The 16,795-nt window shown below is 37.5% G+C and carries 16 protein-coding genes and 1 pseudogene; 16 read left to right on the forward strand and 1 reads right to left on the reverse strand.

From position 1 onward, the window contains the following. Window positions 1–199 precede the first annotated feature (199 nt). Complete coding sequence (locus ACQV1I_RS11795) at window positions 200–787, forward strand: hypothetical protein (protein WP_018671018.1); 588 nt, start codon at window positions 200–202, stop codon at window positions 785–787. A 192-nt stretch (window positions 788–979) separates the two neighbouring features. On the opposite strand, the gene ACQV1I_RS11800 is transcribed toward ACQV1I_RS11795, so the two are convergent. Then, complete coding sequence (locus ACQV1I_RS11800) at window positions 980–1,804, reverse strand: CPBP family intramembrane glutamic endopeptidase (RefSeq protein ID WP_116334524.1); 825 nt, start codon at window positions 1,802–1,804, stop codon at window positions 980–982. A gap of 259 nt (window positions 1,805–2,063) precedes the next feature. Between ACQV1I_RS11800 and ACQV1I_RS11805 the strand changes: the two genes are divergently transcribed. The 15 genes and pseudogenes from ACQV1I_RS11805 to scfB all read left to right on the forward strand — a co-directional run bounded on the left by ACQV1I_RS11805 (window position 2,064) and on the right by scfB (window position 16,526). After that, window positions 2,064–2,225, forward strand: coding sequence for a hypothetical protein (locus tag ACQV1I_RS11805; RefSeq protein ID WP_161555096.1), 162 nt, complete (start codon window positions 2,064–2,066; stop codon window positions 2,223–2,225). Window positions 2,226–2,299: 74 nt separating this feature from the next. After that, entirely contained in the window at window positions 2,300–4,267 is a 1,968-nt protein-coding gene (locus tag ACQV1I_RS11810; RefSeq protein ID WP_116334523.1) for an AraC family transcriptional regulator, read from the forward strand. 316 nt (window positions 4,268–4,583) lie between these two features. Next, complete coding sequence (locus tag ACQV1I_RS11815; protein ID WP_116334522.1) at window positions 4,584–5,195, forward strand: hypothetical protein; 612 nt, start codon at window positions 4,584–4,586, stop codon at window positions 5,193–5,195. A 92-nt stretch (window positions 5,196–5,287) separates the two neighbouring features. Next, window positions 5,288–6,067: a nucleotidyltransferase domain-containing protein gene (locus ACQV1I_RS11820; RefSeq protein WP_116334521.1), complete on the forward strand. Its 780-nt coding sequence runs from the start codon at window positions 5,288–5,290 to the stop codon at window positions 6,065–6,067. A 532-nt stretch (window positions 6,068–6,599) separates the two neighbouring features. Then, a complete protein-coding gene (locus tag ACQV1I_RS11825) occupies window positions 6,600–7,214 on the forward strand; it encodes a superoxide dismutase (protein ID WP_018671012.1) in 615 nt (204 codons plus the stop codon). A 91-nt stretch (window positions 7,215–7,305) separates the two neighbouring features. After that, window positions 7,306–7,995 (forward strand): helix-turn-helix transcriptional regulator, encoded by a 690-nt coding sequence (locus ACQV1I_RS11830; RefSeq protein WP_116334520.1) that lies wholly within the window; start codon window positions 7,306–7,308, stop codon window positions 7,993–7,995. 368 nt (window positions 7,996–8,363) lie between these two features. Then, entirely contained in the window at window positions 8,364–9,098 is a 735-nt protein-coding gene (locus ACQV1I_RS11835) for a hypothetical protein (protein WP_094701622.1), read from the forward strand. A gap of 533 nt (window positions 9,099–9,631) precedes the next feature. Next, window positions 9,632–9,817 (forward strand): hypothetical protein, encoded by a 186-nt coding sequence (locus ACQV1I_RS11840; protein ID WP_094701621.1) that lies wholly within the window; start codon window positions 9,632–9,634, stop codon window positions 9,815–9,817. Between the two features lie 35 nt (window positions 9,818–9,852). After that, on the forward strand, window positions 9,853–10,467 hold the full coding sequence (locus tag ACQV1I_RS11845) for an NUDIX domain-containing protein (RefSeq protein ID WP_094701620.1): 615 nt from the start codon (window positions 9,853–9,855) through the stop codon (window positions 10,465–10,467). Window positions 10,468–10,952: 485 nt separating this feature from the next. Beyond that, complete coding sequence (locus ACQV1I_RS11850; protein ID WP_116334519.1) at window positions 10,953–12,239, forward strand: helix-turn-helix domain-containing protein; 1,287 nt, start codon at window positions 10,953–10,955, stop codon at window positions 12,237–12,239. 680 nt (window positions 12,240–12,919) lie between these two features. Continuing rightward, the gene (locus ACQV1I_RS11855; RefSeq protein WP_116334518.1) at window positions 12,920–13,618 is read left to right on the forward strand and encodes a hypothetical protein; all 699 of its coding nucleotides are present in this window, start codon (window positions 12,920–12,922) and stop codon (window positions 13,616–13,618) included. Between the two features lie 569 nt (window positions 13,619–14,187). After that, complete coding sequence (locus ACQV1I_RS11860; RefSeq protein WP_161555095.1) at window positions 14,188–14,328, forward strand: hypothetical protein; 141 nt, start codon at window positions 14,188–14,190, stop codon at window positions 14,326–14,328. 68 nt (window positions 14,329–14,396) lie between these two features. Beyond that, a pseudogene (locus ACQV1I_RS11865) lies at window positions 14,397–14,548 on the forward strand (thioredoxin reductase); the annotation flags it as partial. A 331-nt stretch (window positions 14,549–14,879) separates the two neighbouring features. Continuing rightward, window positions 14,880–15,029 (forward strand): six-cysteine ranthipeptide SCIFF, encoded by a 150-nt coding sequence (gene scfA, locus ACQV1I_RS11870; protein ID WP_116334517.1) that lies wholly within the window; start codon window positions 14,880–14,882, stop codon window positions 15,027–15,029. A 78-nt stretch (window positions 15,030–15,107) separates the two neighbouring features. Then, window positions 15,108–16,526 carry a thioether cross-link-forming SCIFF peptide maturase gene (scfB, locus tag ACQV1I_RS11875; protein ID WP_116334516.1) on the forward strand — a complete coding sequence of 473 codons (1,419 nt, stop codon included), beginning with the start codon at window positions 15,108–15,110 and terminating at the stop codon, window positions 16,524–16,526. Window positions 16,527–16,795 lie beyond the last annotated feature (269 nt).

The following is a 16,795-nucleotide window of genomic DNA, read 5'->3' on the forward strand; positions in this document are numbered from 1 at the left end:
TTTGATGTAAGGCTTCGATATACTACAAAGAAGCTTTTACTCTAAGACAATATGAGGAGCAGATAAGTAGAATAACCTCCATAAATAGGGAAATGGTAGTCTAGTATGCTTCAAGTAATGGACTAGTTGTATAAATATGCAATTCTACATTGCGTTGAGTCCTTTTATTGCTTATAATCATCAGCGAGGTGGTTAATATATGTCATTAACAGTTAAAATTACCATAAAGGACGACAAAGGGAAAGAAGCTGAAATAGAGCTTCAAGAAACCGATAATCTGGCTAAATTAGTAATTGTTCAAAATGTATTCAACTTATTTGGCGTAGATAAAGATATACTGGAGACAGTAAACGAATTTGAAAAGATTGGCAAGGCTTACAGCCATTTTTTTGACAATATGAAACCAGAAGAAGAGCAATTAGAAGAGAAGCAGATGAAAGAAAAACGCATTGTTAATAATGAACAAATTAGGGAACAGATGATAAAAAGCTTTCAGGAGATAGAAGAGTCTAAAGAAGTTGAAACAAAAACGATTGATCAATCAGATTATTTAACAACTGGCATCAAGGAAGACTCAAATGGTAAAAAGAGATATAAATTAAGATATGAATGCCCAATCTGTATGAATAAGGGAGTTCATTATATTTATAAAAACTCGACTGAAACGTGGTGCCATGCGTGCGGAAGTAAGATGCCTATCAAAGCAGCACATAAGGATGGATTTCCTAATAGAGATTCACATGGGAATTTTTATCGAGCAGGAGATTATTATGATTACACCTGTTAGTAGGGAACACTCATATCTGAATTGAAGCTACTTTGATGAGATGTACCAAGGTGTAGTGAATCTTCTTCATTAAAACCCGCAGAAGGATTCTGGGGTTTTAATGAAGAGATTTGCTTTCTACCGCTTGTAGGTAATAGCAGTTTATTTGAACGAGTAAAGTATTACAAATAGATAAATATCATGTAAAGAGTTCTACAGACTGCCAACAGCCTTCACATTCTGTTTTCGATATATTCTCCATGCAATAATCAAAGTAATCAGTAATATACTGGCTGTTAGATAGCTTCCCTCAGCACCAAAAGCTCCTCCAGAGAGCATGGTATCCCCCGTTGGTTGAACTTGTACAAGAGCAGGCGCCCCTGATTCACCACCTGAAACTGCAAATCCAAGAGCAGATTGTAAGAAATTCCAGATAAAGTGAGCACCAATAGGCAGCCATAGTTTGCCCGTCATCTCCCTGATCATAGCGAAAAACAACCCGTCAAGAAAAAGACATAACATCGGGAGTAGTGACTCGGTAGAACCAGTGTTGAACAAATGAATCGATGCAAACAAAAGAGAAGAGAAAAGAATTGAAACATTGGTGCCGAATGACTCCTTTATGAGTCCCTGAATATATCCTCTCACTAGTCCTTCTTCAACGACGGCAACTATTATCCACTTGGGAATGGTAAAAAGAACAGCCACCAGTAAATAGGTATCTATTGGTACGCTTGTAAGCTGTACTCCACCAAATAACCAGATGAGTACACAGGAAAGAATAATCGTACAGGCTCCTATTCCTATACCCATAACAAACTGCTTCCAGCTTCCTTTTACTTCAAACCCTAGAGGCCAACGACTTTGTCGTTCAAATAGCCAATAGGTAATGCATACCCCGATAAGCATCCCTATTTGAGAAAAATTTTTGAGTGAAGTAGGGAAAATCGCATGAAGGAAAAACGAAATGAGGAACCCCGCCAGGATTGTGAGTGCTATTTTCGCGATGACTTGTAGAGAGATGACTATCGTTTTCACAAGAGAAGCCTCCTATACCTTTTACCTATCATATTCTTCCATTTTAATCTAATGAATTATTATACGAAAGGTTTTTTTCCTTATTTTCACAAGTAGTCTACTCTATCTATATGAATAATAGATATCGACTGAAAGTACAGTACATTCATTGATAATGATAACTATTATCATGTATAATGAATGATGCAATTGATACACGGGTCACAATGACTGCTGAGGAGTCGAACAGACAAGTACGGTTAGATGAACAGCTTATCCAATGGAAAATCAAGCTTCCATTAAAATAATGAATATTCGCTATCTAATCTTGGCACTAGACGAGGAGCCTCGATTCTATCGGCTACCAGCGAGTGGATTTATGTATGCGGTACGCGGCAGTGCTACATTACAACTTGATGAGACACAGCATCAAGTAAAATGATTTCATATTTTGTATGGTTGCAAGGGGTAAGTGGTACCGTGATATGTTGTACTTTAAGGAGGTGATTTACAGTTATGCCTGTAAACGACTATTTTGTGTTATGGAATCATGCTTCCATACGAGTGTTGGATATCCGCCATACGATCCTGAGGGCAGGAGAGGAGCTTTGCTCTTATCGACTCCCCGCAAGCAGTTTTGTGTATGCGACTCGCGGTGTTGCCCAAATTCTGCTTGATGGGGAAGTTTATCGATCAGAGAGATTCCATGTGCTGCATAGCGGGAAGGGTGCATGCTTGGAGATTATAGGGATAGAAGACGAGCTCGAATACTATTTAATTCTTTATAAGGCTACTCTCCCGCATCTATGTAGTCAGGACGTTTTGGATCTGATGGAAAATAGTAATCCGTTTCAATTACAATACAGCTTTTCTCCGAACGACCCTGTCTCACTTTTCCATAAAGTTAAAGTAATGAATCAAGAATGGAGACAGCTTGGGTCAATTGAACGTTTCCACGTAAAATCGGTGTTTTATCAATTCGTCTACAGTATTTTGCGACAGCTCCAAAGCCAAAAGATTCATAGGAAAGAACCAGGAATTGCTGCACAAGTGATTTTGTACATGCAAAAGCATTATTTCGAATCGATTACTTTGGAATCGCTTGCAGAGACCTTGAGCTACAGTGTTCCACATTTATCAGCTCTATTCAAAAAGGAGACCGGACACAGCGTGATTCATTATCTCATTCAGATAAGGATGGATAAGGCAGCAAGCCTGCTAGTGGAAACGGATGCGACTTTACGCGAAATAGCTGTAAGTGTGGGCTATGAGGATCCATATTATTTTGGTCGTCTTTTCAAAAAGTACAAGGGTGTTTCGCCGGCCCGGTTTAGAGTCAGAGAGTTAGAGCAGCGTAAAACAGAAGATCGTCCTTTTAACACCATTCGATCCTCCATTGCAGTTCAAAAGGGTCGGCGCTATATTGATGATGATATTCGTTATCAATATAAGAAAGAGGGACTTATACCGATGTACAAACAATCCAAGTCAACTACTACGGCAACATTATTCCTTTGCATAGCATTGCTTCTTAGTGCATGCTCTGTTGGCACTTCAAACACGAATACAGCAAATGCGGGGAGTCAGACGTCATCTGCGGTCTCAGTGTCACAAAGCTCTACTCAATCGAATTCCGGTCAGACTTCTGAAACCGTGCAAACCAAAGTAATATCGACGGTCATTGGTGACATACAAATTCCAGTTAATCCTAAAAAGATTATAGCCGATCAATATCTGGGCAGTTTCATCGCGCTGGGTATTACTCCGATTGGTACACCCGGACTGCACCGACAAAATCCGTATTTTGCTGAAGCACTCAAGGATGTGGAGGATATTGGTGATGTGGATGGTTCTTTAGAAAAGGTAATCGATTTACAACCAGACCTGATCGTGACAGGGTCGGCAAGCGATCATAACAGGTACCAGCAATTATCCAAGATTGCCCCTACAATATCAGTTCCCTATGGCAAATTGAAGAATGCGCATGAAGAGCTGACCTATTTTGGTAAGCTACTGGGTAAAGAAAAAGAAGCAGAAATATGGCTTGCGGAGTATGACCGTCGTATTGCTGCTGCAAGAGAAAAGGCAAGGAAAGCAGTTCCGGCTGATGCTACCTTTTCTATATTTGAGCTAACAACCAAGTCGATCCATGTTTACGGTGACAATTTTGGACGAGGTGGTCAAGCCGTTTATCAAGCCCTTGGATTCAAGCCTCCTGCTCCTATAGCAGCAGAAATACTTGAAAAGCAGTGGGCTAAGTTGTCCGATGAGTTATTGCCAAAGTATGCAGGTGATTATATCATCCTGACGTCTAACGACCGCACCTTGGAAGATTTGAAAGCAGATCCGATTTGGTCTTCCCTTGATGCAGTAAAAAACAATCGTGTATACATATGGAAAGAAGAACGTTCCTGGTACTTTGATCCGATTGCAGTATTGTCGCAGACAGAGGAAATCGCTGCTTGGCTGGCAGGCCAGCACTAAAGGTGTTATGCTAGAAACAGTCTATATAAAGATGAAAACTTGAGAAAAACAATACCAGATCGTGCAGTGAAGTGTCCCCTTAGACTTTTCATCCGGTAGCCTTTGAGCTTTTCCGAGTCTATGTAAGAGGGTACTTCACTGTTTTTTATAGATTTTACTTTTATGATTTCCCGTTTATCTTTTCATAAGCTATCTAGGTTAAGGTGAACAATGGAAAGCAATTGCCTTTTGCTGGAGTAATAGGGTTCATAATATGCTATTCTGCATTGCTTTATGTAGATTTATTGCTTATAATCATTTGCGGGGTGGTTAAAAAATGTCATTAATAGTTAAAATTTCCATTAAGGACAATAAGGGTAAAGAAGCAGGGATCGAACTACAAGAAAATGACTATCTATCTAAATTAGTGATTATTCAGAATGTATTTAATCTTTTCGGTGTGGACAAGGATATCCTTAAAACAGTAAACGAATTCGAAAAGATAGGTAAGGCGTATAGTAATTTCTTTGACAATATGAAGCAGGAAGAGGAGCAAGAAATAGAACAACAGGAAGAACAGCAGGAAATAGAACAACAGGAAGAACAGCATCAAAACAATAACAATGAAATTCAAGAACAATCGAGTAAGGTTTCGCAGGAAGCTAAAGAGTCAAATGATAATCAAGTAAATGTTGTCCATGTTTCAGATTATCTAACAACAGGAATTAAAGAAGATTCAAATGGAACAAAACGTTACAAATTAAGATATGAATGTCCGATATGTATGAATAAGGGTGTTCATTATATTTACAAAAATTCGACCGAGACGTGGTGTCATGCATGTGGGAGTAAGATGCCAATAAAATCAGCTCATAAAGAGGGATTTCCCAACAGAGATTCTCACGGAAATTTTTATCGAGCAGGAGATTATTATGACTACTCTAGCTAATATATCTCTCTAAACGGACAGAATGTGTTTTATATTATGACAAAATAGAGCGTGAACCATTTACGGATAATCCTTCATAATGGGAGAGAAAGATGAAAGAAATTATACAATATGAAATCAAAAAAATGGAGCAAAAACACAATATAAAAATTCTTTTTGCCGTGGAATCAGGAAGCCGAGCATGGGGCTTCTCATCACAAGATAGTGATTACGATGTGCGATTTGTTTATATCAGGCATCCTGAATGGTATCTTTCAATTGATGATAAGCGAGATGTGATTGAAGTCCCAATTAATAATTTGCTTGACATAAACGGATGGGATATTAGAAAGGCGCTCAAGCTATTTAGAAAGTCAAATCCTTCATTGATGGAATGGTTGAGTTCGGAAATCGTTTACCACGATGCTTATGGATTTAAGCATGAGCTAGTAAAGCTGAGGGAGCGTGTATTTTCTCCAAAGGCTTCTATCCATCACTATCTTAACATGGCGAAAGGAAATTATAGAGACTATCTACAGGGAGAACAGGTAAAAATTAAAAAGTACTTCTATGTTCTTCGCCCTTTGCTAGCTTGCATGTGGATTGAGAAATACAATATGAATCCACCCATTTTGCTTCAAGACATGGTGAATAAGATGATAGTTGATTCCGAGGTGAAAAGAGAAATTGAGGAGCTACTTAGAAGTAAGATAGCTGGTGAAGAATTTAACTTTGAAAAACGTATTGATGTGTTAAATCAGTTCATTGAAGAGGGGTTTGCACATCTTACTGAAATTTCCTCTACTTATAGTTGTGACATGATAGATCCAACTGCGGAGCTTGATGAACTGTATCGCAAATACCTGAGGTTGGTATGGGACTTTACAAAATGATCCGCACACACCTTATAAACTGGCATCAATCGGAAGGTTTTACAGACAAAAGGGAAAATATGAAATAAGAGGATTGAGCTGGATTGGATGAAAATAAATGATTATGCTGGTATTGTCATTATGCATGATTATTACTGTTGGAATTGTTTAGGTAGATAACTTAGCAGCTTCGAACGAACAAATATTGTTCAATATACGAACAAATAACGCTGATCCGAGGTATTGATCAGTTTTCTCTAAAGGAACGCTATTCATTATATAGCGTTCTTTTTTGTTGGAATTCTATACCTTTAGTAGATGGAATATTTAAATGAATCATCATCTTTTCGGCAGACGCAAATTATGCAGTCTACTTTCAAGTAAGAAGGGACAATCGAAAAGTTTTTTGGATGTAACAATATTCGATGAGATATATCATTATGAAATATATACCAAATAAGTTGCACTAAGTAAAAATATTTGGTTGTGTACAAAATATTTTATATCGTGTAAACTGAGGATGTAATCAACCAAGATGGGAGGAAATAATTGAATGGAACCATTTTCTTTACCAAAACTGCAATACGATTACGACGAGTTGGAACCTTACCTGGATGCCAGAACCATGGAAATCCATCATGGCAAACATCATGCAACTTATGTGACGAATTTAAACAAGGCAATCGAAAACCATCCCCAGTTCAAGAATGCTACTGTAGAAGAATTGATCAGTCATTTGGACGATGTACCTGAAGAAATTCGCACAGCTGTTCGAAACCATGGAGGTGGACATTATAGTCATAGCTTGTATTGGTCCATTATGAGTCCGACTGGGGGTGGGAATCCTGATGGTGATATAGCGAAGGGAATTGAAAAGCATTTCGGTAGCTTTGAACAGATGAAGGACGACTTGACGAAAGCTGCTGTCAGTCGTTTCGGAGCGGGCTGGGGATGGCTTGTTGTTAATGGGGACAAGTTGGAAGTAATCAGTACCCCAAATCAAGATACTCCTTTAATGGATAAGAAAACACCGATTCTGGTCGTCGATGTTTGGGAGCATGCTTATTATTTACAGTATCAGAACAAACGGCCCGATTTTGTATCCTCCTGGTGGAATGTAGTTAACTGGGAGGAGGTCAATCGTCGCTATAACGAAGCGATTCGTTAACCTCACTCATCTAACTTTGCAGAAGAGACAGATCGCTTCTGCAAAGTTTTATACTATAAACTCTTATCTTGCTCAGGAAGGAAGGGTATCCATGAACAGACACGCGGCTCGATTACGGGAACAATCAACAAGAAAAGAAATATTGCTGTTTCTCAAGAAGCGTGGTTCAGTAAGTGTCCAGGAAATATCGGAACATTTGGGAGTGACCCGTATGTCTGTTCGTAAGCATTTATACGCTTTAGAAAAGGACAGTTATATCCAATCCAGCATTCTGCGTCAGCATGTAGGAAGACCGACTTTTTCTTATCGTCTTACGGTTTTATCCGAAGAATTATTTCCGAATGAATACGATAATCTGGCCATGGAATTGATTGAGGAGATCAATGACATGTTCGGGGAATCGTTAGTTACTAGCTTATTTGTACGGAGAATGGAAAAAATTGAGCAAAAGTACCGAGAGGAGATGTCTGGACAAAGTTTTGAGGAAAGGGTCGCAACTCTGGCAAAATTTCAGGATCATGAAGGATACATGGTCAAGTTAGAAAAAAATCAAGATGGTACATATTTATTTGACGAAGCAAATTGTCCTGTTGTAGAAGTTGCAATCCGCAACCGCCAAGCATGCAAATGTGAGGTTGCCCTGTTCGCAGCTTTGCTTGACGCTGATGTTGAACGTACAGAATGCATTGCAGACGGGAACGTGAGATGTCGTTATTTGATAAAAGAGAGGGGCAAGGCTAGTGGAACGGAAGGAGGTGAATCGAACTCATATGAACAATGAATATGGGGGGAGTAATATTTGGAATTTATTAAGCATAATTCGAATGCAGAGACCCTTTTGATTATACTAAGGGTCTTTCGCTACTATAGCCTATCTTTCAGAATCCCAAACCTCTATAAATTCCCAACCTTATTAGCCTTTTCATGATCGAAGCATGAATTATATTTTTCACATGTAGGATAAAGTATAAGTCAATAGCTGCTTACAATTACTTTTATAAGGTCATATGATAAGACGAGTATTTGATCGAATGAATTAAGCAAAATAATAGCTTTTTGTAATCAGTTTTTTCCTTTATAATCCAAATTGAGATAATATTAGATATTACAACTAGAAGAGAATATATATTATAAAGGAGAGGTTTTGTAATGAAGAAGAGTGTGTATCAGTTTGTAGCTTTAGCTTTAACGATGAGTTTAACCGTGTGCAATGTTGTTGTCGCAAAAGAATCGAATAAAAGCGACAATCAAAAACAAGCTATTGAGCATGTAAAAATACTTAAGTATGGCGATGATTTCAATGACGACATGACTTTTAGTATTGAGGAACAATGGCGTAATTCGGCAAATAAGCGTACAGATTATTTTACTTATTCATATCCAACACCTCAATCAACTAGTGTGACAGAGTATGTTACTTATACCAAGGAATTTTATAATAATGCTAAGGACTCTTCTAAACGTGTAAAGATAGAATTAGATGAGGATGGGAGAGTAAAAGGAGAAGTAGCAAATGTAAAAGGTTCGAATTTATCCTATGATTCATTGTTTGAATACTATAAATCGAAGTACAAAGAGTCAGTAAAAGAAAACTCTTGGAAGCAACTCGGAACCGTTGAATTTGTCGGAAAAAAAGTCAATAAGGTTCAAATGACAGTCAACGTTGAGTTTGGTTTATACGCAGGAGAAAGAACGGGAGAAAGAGTCATAGCATATCTTGACCCTGAAACGGGATTACCAGTAAAAGAAGAAATATATGCAGAAAATGAAAAAGTACCAATGATTGTGAGAATTTTTATGTTTGATACGTTAAGTGCTTCTAATAGTTATATATTTGAAGAATACGGCGGAGTACCTTTAGTCGATGTAAAAACGAAAAAATAACAATTCAATCTGTCAAAGTGTTGAGGAGCCAAATCTCACAGAGAATGGCTCCTCAGCATGAAACATACATATTCATACATACATTATACCTTATACCATGAATGTAGGCATTAATTGGGCATATTGCCTTTTGTCTTTTTATGTAGCGAGATACATTGTTGAAAATGATATGGCCCACCTACTATAGAAAACAATAATAGTTATTTGGACAACTTTTGCAAATAGCTATTATTGTTTTCGTTTCTTACTAATGCCCCAAGGCTTTTAAAGATACCCTTTTAATAGATTAACAACTTCATCTGTAAGGAATATCCCTTTGATGTTCTCATTAATAAATTCGTTATAATCAGTCAGATATAGCTATTTCAAATTGATACGAGAAAGAAGGTTGTGCATTTCAGTTGTTTTGGAAGAAGCAATCGTTTCTACAAGCTTAGAAATTCTTCAAAAAGTTCCTATGATTTGCTAAACAAACATCTCTCAACAAATTTACTGTATACTAAAGACCTCTATAATCAAAATGGGGCTTGTCCATGATGCAGAGTATTTTCTTTCGTGATAACGCTGAGAAGGCTTGGATGATTCTAGCGTCTGATCCCTATTGTGAAGAAGGTGACATAACTCGATTTGTACTTTATGGATTAAATCCAAGAGAGAAGCCTATTAACTTCTTCTCAATAAATGGGTACGGTAAGGCAAGAGTAACCCCCAATTTGTGATGAGGGAACATTATTTAGACTAAGGGAGAATAGCAATGAGTAAAATGGATGAACAAATTCTAGTAGTAAAACGAACGAACCTATTTGATAATGAGAAGTTAGTTTTCCAAGGGATTGACAAAGAACCTGATAGAATCACGAAGTTAATGAGTAATATCTCAACTCATTACACTGCTATGAGACGTGGAGATGCCGAGGAAGATCCAAGCTTTAAGCAACCAATTCCTTATGTTGTGATCCGCAAGGGTAATGAGCTGTTCATGTATAAACGTCTATCAGGTGGGGGAGAAGCACGTCTCCATGATAAGTTATCGTTAGGCACAGGTGGTCACATGAATGATGAAGATACTAATAGCTTTGAGGAAGTCTTAGAGATGAATTTACTCAGAGAGCTTGAAGAAGAGCTAGACATTCAAGCAGCGGAGAGAGAATTTAACACGATTGGCTTTATCAATGACGATCTTGAAGAAGTGGGTAAAGTACATATTGGGCTACTTGTAACACTTGATTTAGATGAGAATGCAATTGTGAATGTAAGAGAAATAGAACAGCTTGAAGGTAAATGGACAACCATCGAGGAGCTGTTACAACCTGATACATATGAAAGACTAGAAAGCTGGTCTAAATTTGTAGTAGATGTATTGAAGTAAACCGTAGTGGGGGAGATAGCTCCCCCAAATGTAAAGTTCATTAGGAAGTTTTTTATACTTTAAACTTGATATGTTTCCGTATTTTTTGCTAAAGAAAAAACGGCTTAAGAAACCTACTACTATTAATAAAAGATGGGATTGATATTACAAATACATATGTATAACTTGATTCACAATGTGATGAAAGGGTAGAACATAAAAGGTTATTTACAGAATATAATAACAGCTTAAAAGGGAGGCGGAATGTTAATCGTACTCCTTTTTTATTTTGACTTTATTTGCTGTGATCTGAATTTAAATTATTAAACAAGAGCAGAATATATGGAACCCATCTTTCATATTTCAAAAATTCTTATTTGTAAAAAAGAATTATTTAATCCAATAATTTTTATTGTTATTTACAAAATTATACATAAAGGTTAGAATCAGGTTAAAAATAATAAAGGCTTCAATGCTACTATGATAACTTATGGAAGGGGATTAATATGTCTGAAAGTTTAACTTTCACAACATTGGGGGAACTGATAAAAATAAAAAGATTAGAATTAGGAATTAGCTTATCGGAGTTGGGAAGATTGTCAGGAATCAGTAAAGGGGTTTTGTCGAAGATTGAATCTGGGGAAACGAAGCGTCCAGAGTTAAAGACTTTAAAACCAATCGCAGAAGTTTTAAGCATCCCTTATGAAGAGATGATTGAACGGTATATTGAGATAGAACACCGACATGGAATATATGATGATTTTATTACAGAAGCTATTGAGATTTCTAATCCTTCTTTGATCACTAAAGTGGTAATCAAATTCCTAGAAAATTCTAATAAAGATACATACACAACATTAGAGCAAGTGTATAAACTTGCAAGTATTGGTACGAATAATGATGTCAAGGTGGCACTTTATAATTCTATTATTAAGTACGCCAGAGTACATGGACTACCTAACTACATAACTAAAGGCTTATACCAAAAATATCTTATTGAGCGAGAAGATCTAAAATACTTAGAGGAGTCGTTTAAAGTAGGTGAGGAGGTACTAAATTACACTGACTTTATGAGAAAGGATGAGAAAGTTCATTTTTACTATAAAATCTCTTTGAATGCACACAATATTGAGAGGTATGAGAAGTGTATTGAATATGGAGAAAAGGGGCATGAAGAGGACACAACGAACAATAAGCTAAAAGAACGAGTAGCTTTAGCTATTTTGAATTCTCATTCACGATTAGGAAAATATATAGAGTTAGAAAAACATCTTGAGATGTATGCCAGACTGGGCTATCGTCTAATAATAGAAAAAGTGAAGTATTTTCGTGCAATTATTCTTTCTAAAACCGGGCAATACTATGAAGCAATTCCATTACTGAAAGATTGTATAGAGGAAGCAACAGTAGATAATCGCTTACATAGAGTAAATGACTTATTAGAGGTCTTATTTAAAATCAATGACACTGTTGCTATTCAGCAGATTTTAGGACAAGAAGAAAGAAATACCAATAGTAAAATTTCGCCATATAAGTATTTAGAATTAGGTAAATATTTTAGATATAAGGGCAGATTTCTTGTAAAACATGGCCTATTTGATGATGGAATGGAGGCATATCTAAAAAGTATGTATTTTTACAGCGAGATAAACGCTCGACATAACATTATGGAGTGCTCCGAATATATTTATTCCTCCCATTGTGACATAGGGAAACAAATTGAATTATCTCTTCTGGAAAGAATAACGGAAGTATATAATAAGGTAAATAAAGGTAATGAAAAGGAGAGATAACTAATGAAGAAATATTTTACTATTATTGCAACTGTTTCGTTGGTATTATTATCTTTTTTTACTGTAATCCATTATTCTAATTCAGGAAATTACGTAATGTTTAAAGCCGTGAAGCAAAATCATGATGATCCTGGTCATTAACTCATCTAAAACGAATCTAAAGAAGGCTATAACTTGAGGAGCGTTTTTTTTTATTGGAAATATGCAATATTTTGTCGGAATTTTAAGAACGTTTCACTCTCAAGATTTTTAAAGGTAGTTTCAGTAACTGATGGTAAAGTAATACACAGGAGGAAGGAAGGAGGTGCCGCTATCAGTCTATGTTGCTTATCAAATAAAAGGGCGTTCCTGTTAGTTTGAAGACCATAGGAACGCCCCCACCTTAAGCAACAAAAACAGTTACTCAGGTTCATTTTATCACTCACTTACCAAAAATGAAAACTGAAAATTAAAATTTATATCACGACTTTTAAAAATATAAAAATCCTCCGAACAGAACCATTTAATTTCAAAAGAAGTTCATTTTCAAATTCAGCAGTTTTTACAAATGAATCAGCAACTAGATAAATACATTGTTGCATTTCAAAAAAACAACACAGATGTTGTTTTTTGAGCTAGGTAGGTAAATTAGCTTATTACTTGGAAAAATATGATATAATGGAAAGTAGGAGATATTCTTTATGAACAAAAAAATTTCTAGTTTTCTAAAAAAACTATCCTTAACTTGCGCATTAATGGCAGGGCTAGTTTTACCAAACGGTACATCATATGCTAAGGAGTATGCTAATCCTTTAGAAAGTCCACAATCATACGCTCAGTATTTAGAAAGTTATGACCAAAAAGAAGCATTAAGACTTGGCGTTGACCCACGATTTTTAGATCAGGCAGTCAGGGATTCTAAAGAAATTTTAGGAAAATATAATGAATTAACCTCAAATGAACAAACTAAATTGTTACATGATATGCAATCAATATCTGTAATACAAAATTCTTTCGTCAGCTCTGAGGAGATTCAGAAATCTGCACCAGCATTAGATATAGCAGCTTCTTCTCGCTCAATCAGCCACGACTATACAATGTCTTTACTAGGTATTGATTGGACAATTTATCGTGTCGAAGGCGAATATGAATATAATTCAAAAGGTGTAACTAAGAAACTTGGAGCAAATGGATATGTAAAAAGAAATCTAAATCCTCTAGTGCAAACTTCCAAAACCTCTAGTTCAGACGAAATTAATGGTAAGGAGTATGCTGCTACAGTTGTTTTTGATTATAAAATAGGTCCAATTAAAGATTTATCCGTTCAAATAGGTTCAGCATATGTAAAAGTCTACGGAGATAAGAATGGGAAAACAGGCGGGCGTGGTTGGACAGAATAAGGAGTTGACAAAAGATTGCATAAATCAACAAAAATTATTTTGTGGTCAGTTTTAGGAGCCGCTGTTGTCCTTGGTGTTATCGGTTATTTAACTTTTAAATTTAATTGACCGGTTAGACAACTTAGGAGTTTTTCTGAGTGCCTATAATTTCATGTGTGTAAATTAACGTCTGAATCTTGAAGATTCGGACGTTTTTCTTTCTGATTTATCAAGAAATAAATCATGCTACAATAAGTTTCCTCGGAATTGGTGAATGTTAAGGTCAGCACAATCCGTCATAGTTCATTATGCTGGCAGGCGTCAAAGTGTCACAAATCACATCGAAAGCATGAAGTTTGATGAAGCTTATTGTTATTTGCTGATGCAAAGAGATATCGCTTTACTGGCCATCCTCCATATTAAATGTCTGTCCTCTAATGTATGATTCAGTCCCAGAACTGTTTCCACTAAGACATTGCTAATTCGAAAACTCCGCAATTCTTGCTAAGTTGCAAATGATTGAACTGGAATAGGAAGAAAGAGTTCTAATAAATGGGAGCAGGGAGTTGGAATTCTGGAGCTGAACGACTTTGAAAGCTTCGGTGTGGAAGGCTTTTCGGACGTATTGCAATATCAGTGAGACTGGTCATGAAACAGACGTAAGAGAGTGTGCTCATCAGTTGCCAACCGGGCAGATGATTAGTCTCGAGCAGCCAAGAGAAGCAGAGTGACTCAGTTAAAGCCTTGTTTGACATACAAAATGATAAAGGGGTGAGAAGTGCTTTGCAGCGACTGGATATTGGAAGGGGCAGATCGCTACGAGGTAACCAATCCCTATTATACAATTCAGGGGCAAGCGGATGCTAAATTCTGGTGGCGGAAAATTCCGCGGTTGACTGGGCGAATGAACTGGGGGATATTGCCTCTGAGATTACGGGCGTGCACCGTCGCACAGCGAGCATTTTACAGAAAAAAGCAAGGCCTACGCTAGGTGAATCGGAGGAGACAGACGGTGTAAAAATCGTCTGTTTCTTTGGCTATATCGATAAATCCTGTTGAACAAATCAACTATAGCAATTACATACTTATGAAAAGATTAGTCCTCGTAAGTAGATGAGGCATTTGAGGAAGCGAAATCAATTATATTTCACAGATAAGACATCGGTACGGATTGACGTGGACCAGAGGTGTTGCTAAAATTATCATGGGAATAATGTGAAAAAAATCACGATGTGTATGTCTTATTTCTTCAAAAAAGTATCTTTAAAAGGAGTCGTGCATGATGAAAAGAATCGTAACATTGAGCTTTCGTAAACTGAAGGATACCGCAAAATACGGTGGATGTGGCGCCTGTCAGACATCTTGTCAGTCAGCCTGCAAAACTTCCTGTGGAGTTGCAAATCAGCAGTGTGAAAACACAATGAACAGATAGGAAACAGGAAATGTACCGCCCAGCTGCTATGCGGATGGGCGGCAATTTTTATGGGCAAAAGGAGCTTGATTATCAAGTATGATTCATCAATATAAACTAAACGGATACAACATTGTGCTCGACACCTATAGTGGATCGGTGCATGTTGTCGATGACCTCGCCTATGAAATCATCGCGCTTTATGAAAATACACCTACGGAAAAAATAGTGGCGATAATGTTGGAGAAGTACGCACATGAATCTGACATTTCCGAGGAAGACATTCGAGAAACAATCGCGGATGTGGGGGAGCTAAAAAATGATGGGCAACTCTTTACAGAGGATGAATATAAGGCTCTATCTATTGATTTGAGAAATCGTCCGACTTATGTAAAGGCTCTTTGCTTCAATGTTGCGCATACCTGTAACCTGTCGTGTGAATACTGCTTCGCCAGTCAGGGAAAATACAACGGAGACAGAGCAATCATGAGCTATGAGGTTGGACAAAAAGCGATTGATTACCTATTGGAAAACTCTGGTCATCACCGAAACCTTGACGTCGATTTCTTCGGTGGAGAACCGCTCATGGCTTGGAAGGTTGTCAAGCAGATTGTCGCTTACGCAAGAAGTAAAGAAAAAGAGTACAAAAAGACTTTTCGTTTCACCTTTACTACGAATGGCATGCTGCTCAATGATGAGATCACCGATTTTTTGAATCAGGAAATGTATAATGTCGTATTGAGTCTTGATGGAAGAAGAGAGGTCCATGATCGACTTCGCAAAACAGTCACTGGAGAGGGGAGCTACGATCTTATTGTTCGGAAGTTCCAGGAATTCGTTGAAAAACGCGGAGACAAAGAATACTATGTACGTGGAACCTTCACCCACAATAATGTCGATTTCACTAATGACATTTTTCACATCGCAGACCTTGGTTTTGATAAACTTTCGATGGAACCTGTCATCTGTGATCCACGGGAACCATATGCGCTCACTGAGGATGACCTCCCAGAGATTTATAACCAATACGAGATTCTCGCCAAGGAAATGCTCAAGCGCGAGGAAAATGGCAATGGTTTTACCTTCTATCATTACATGCTTGACCTCTCAGAAGGCCCCTGCATTCAAAAGAGAATTTCTGGCTGCGGTTCAGGAACTGAATATCTCGCTGTCACACCATGGGGAGAGCTTTTTCCTTGTCACCAGTTCGTCGGGGATGAAGAATACAGCATGGGAAACATCTGGGATGGAATCACAAAACCAGAGATGCAATGCCAATTTAAAGAGAGCAACTGCTACTCGAAGCCTGAATGCCAGAACTGCTGGGCGAAACTATACTGTAGCGGCGGTTGTCCTGCCAATGCACTTCACGCAACTGGCTCCCTCAAGGGAACTTACGACTTTAGTTGTGACATCTTTCGTAAGAGAATCGAATGTTCCATGATGGTTAAGGTAGCCGAATCTATCAGAGTTATGGGAGAAGGTAACCAAGCTGTGGCTGGGATTTCTCCTGAGTAATGTTTTCATAACGAGTAACCATTTTGTTTTCAAGTACAGAAGAGTTCCTTCTATAAGTAAGGGGCTCTTTTTTCGTATATACTATTTATGGGAATTAATAGGAGGTTACTAGGGACTAAAAACGAAGGTACACAGGATGGAGGGAGAAATCTTTCCTTTATCGTCGCACGAAGTCTTTCTCGACAGCCAAGTTTTCTAATAAATAAGTAAGATTAGGTTTGAAGGAGGGGAGTAGTAGCCCTCCTATTTATTTTTTTCTAAAGTTGATT

This window comes from Brevibacillus sp. JB24b (assembly GCF_051713385.1).
Lineage (GTDB): Bacteria > Bacillota > Bacilli > Brevibacillales > Brevibacillaceae > Brevibacillus_B > Brevibacillus_B laterosporus.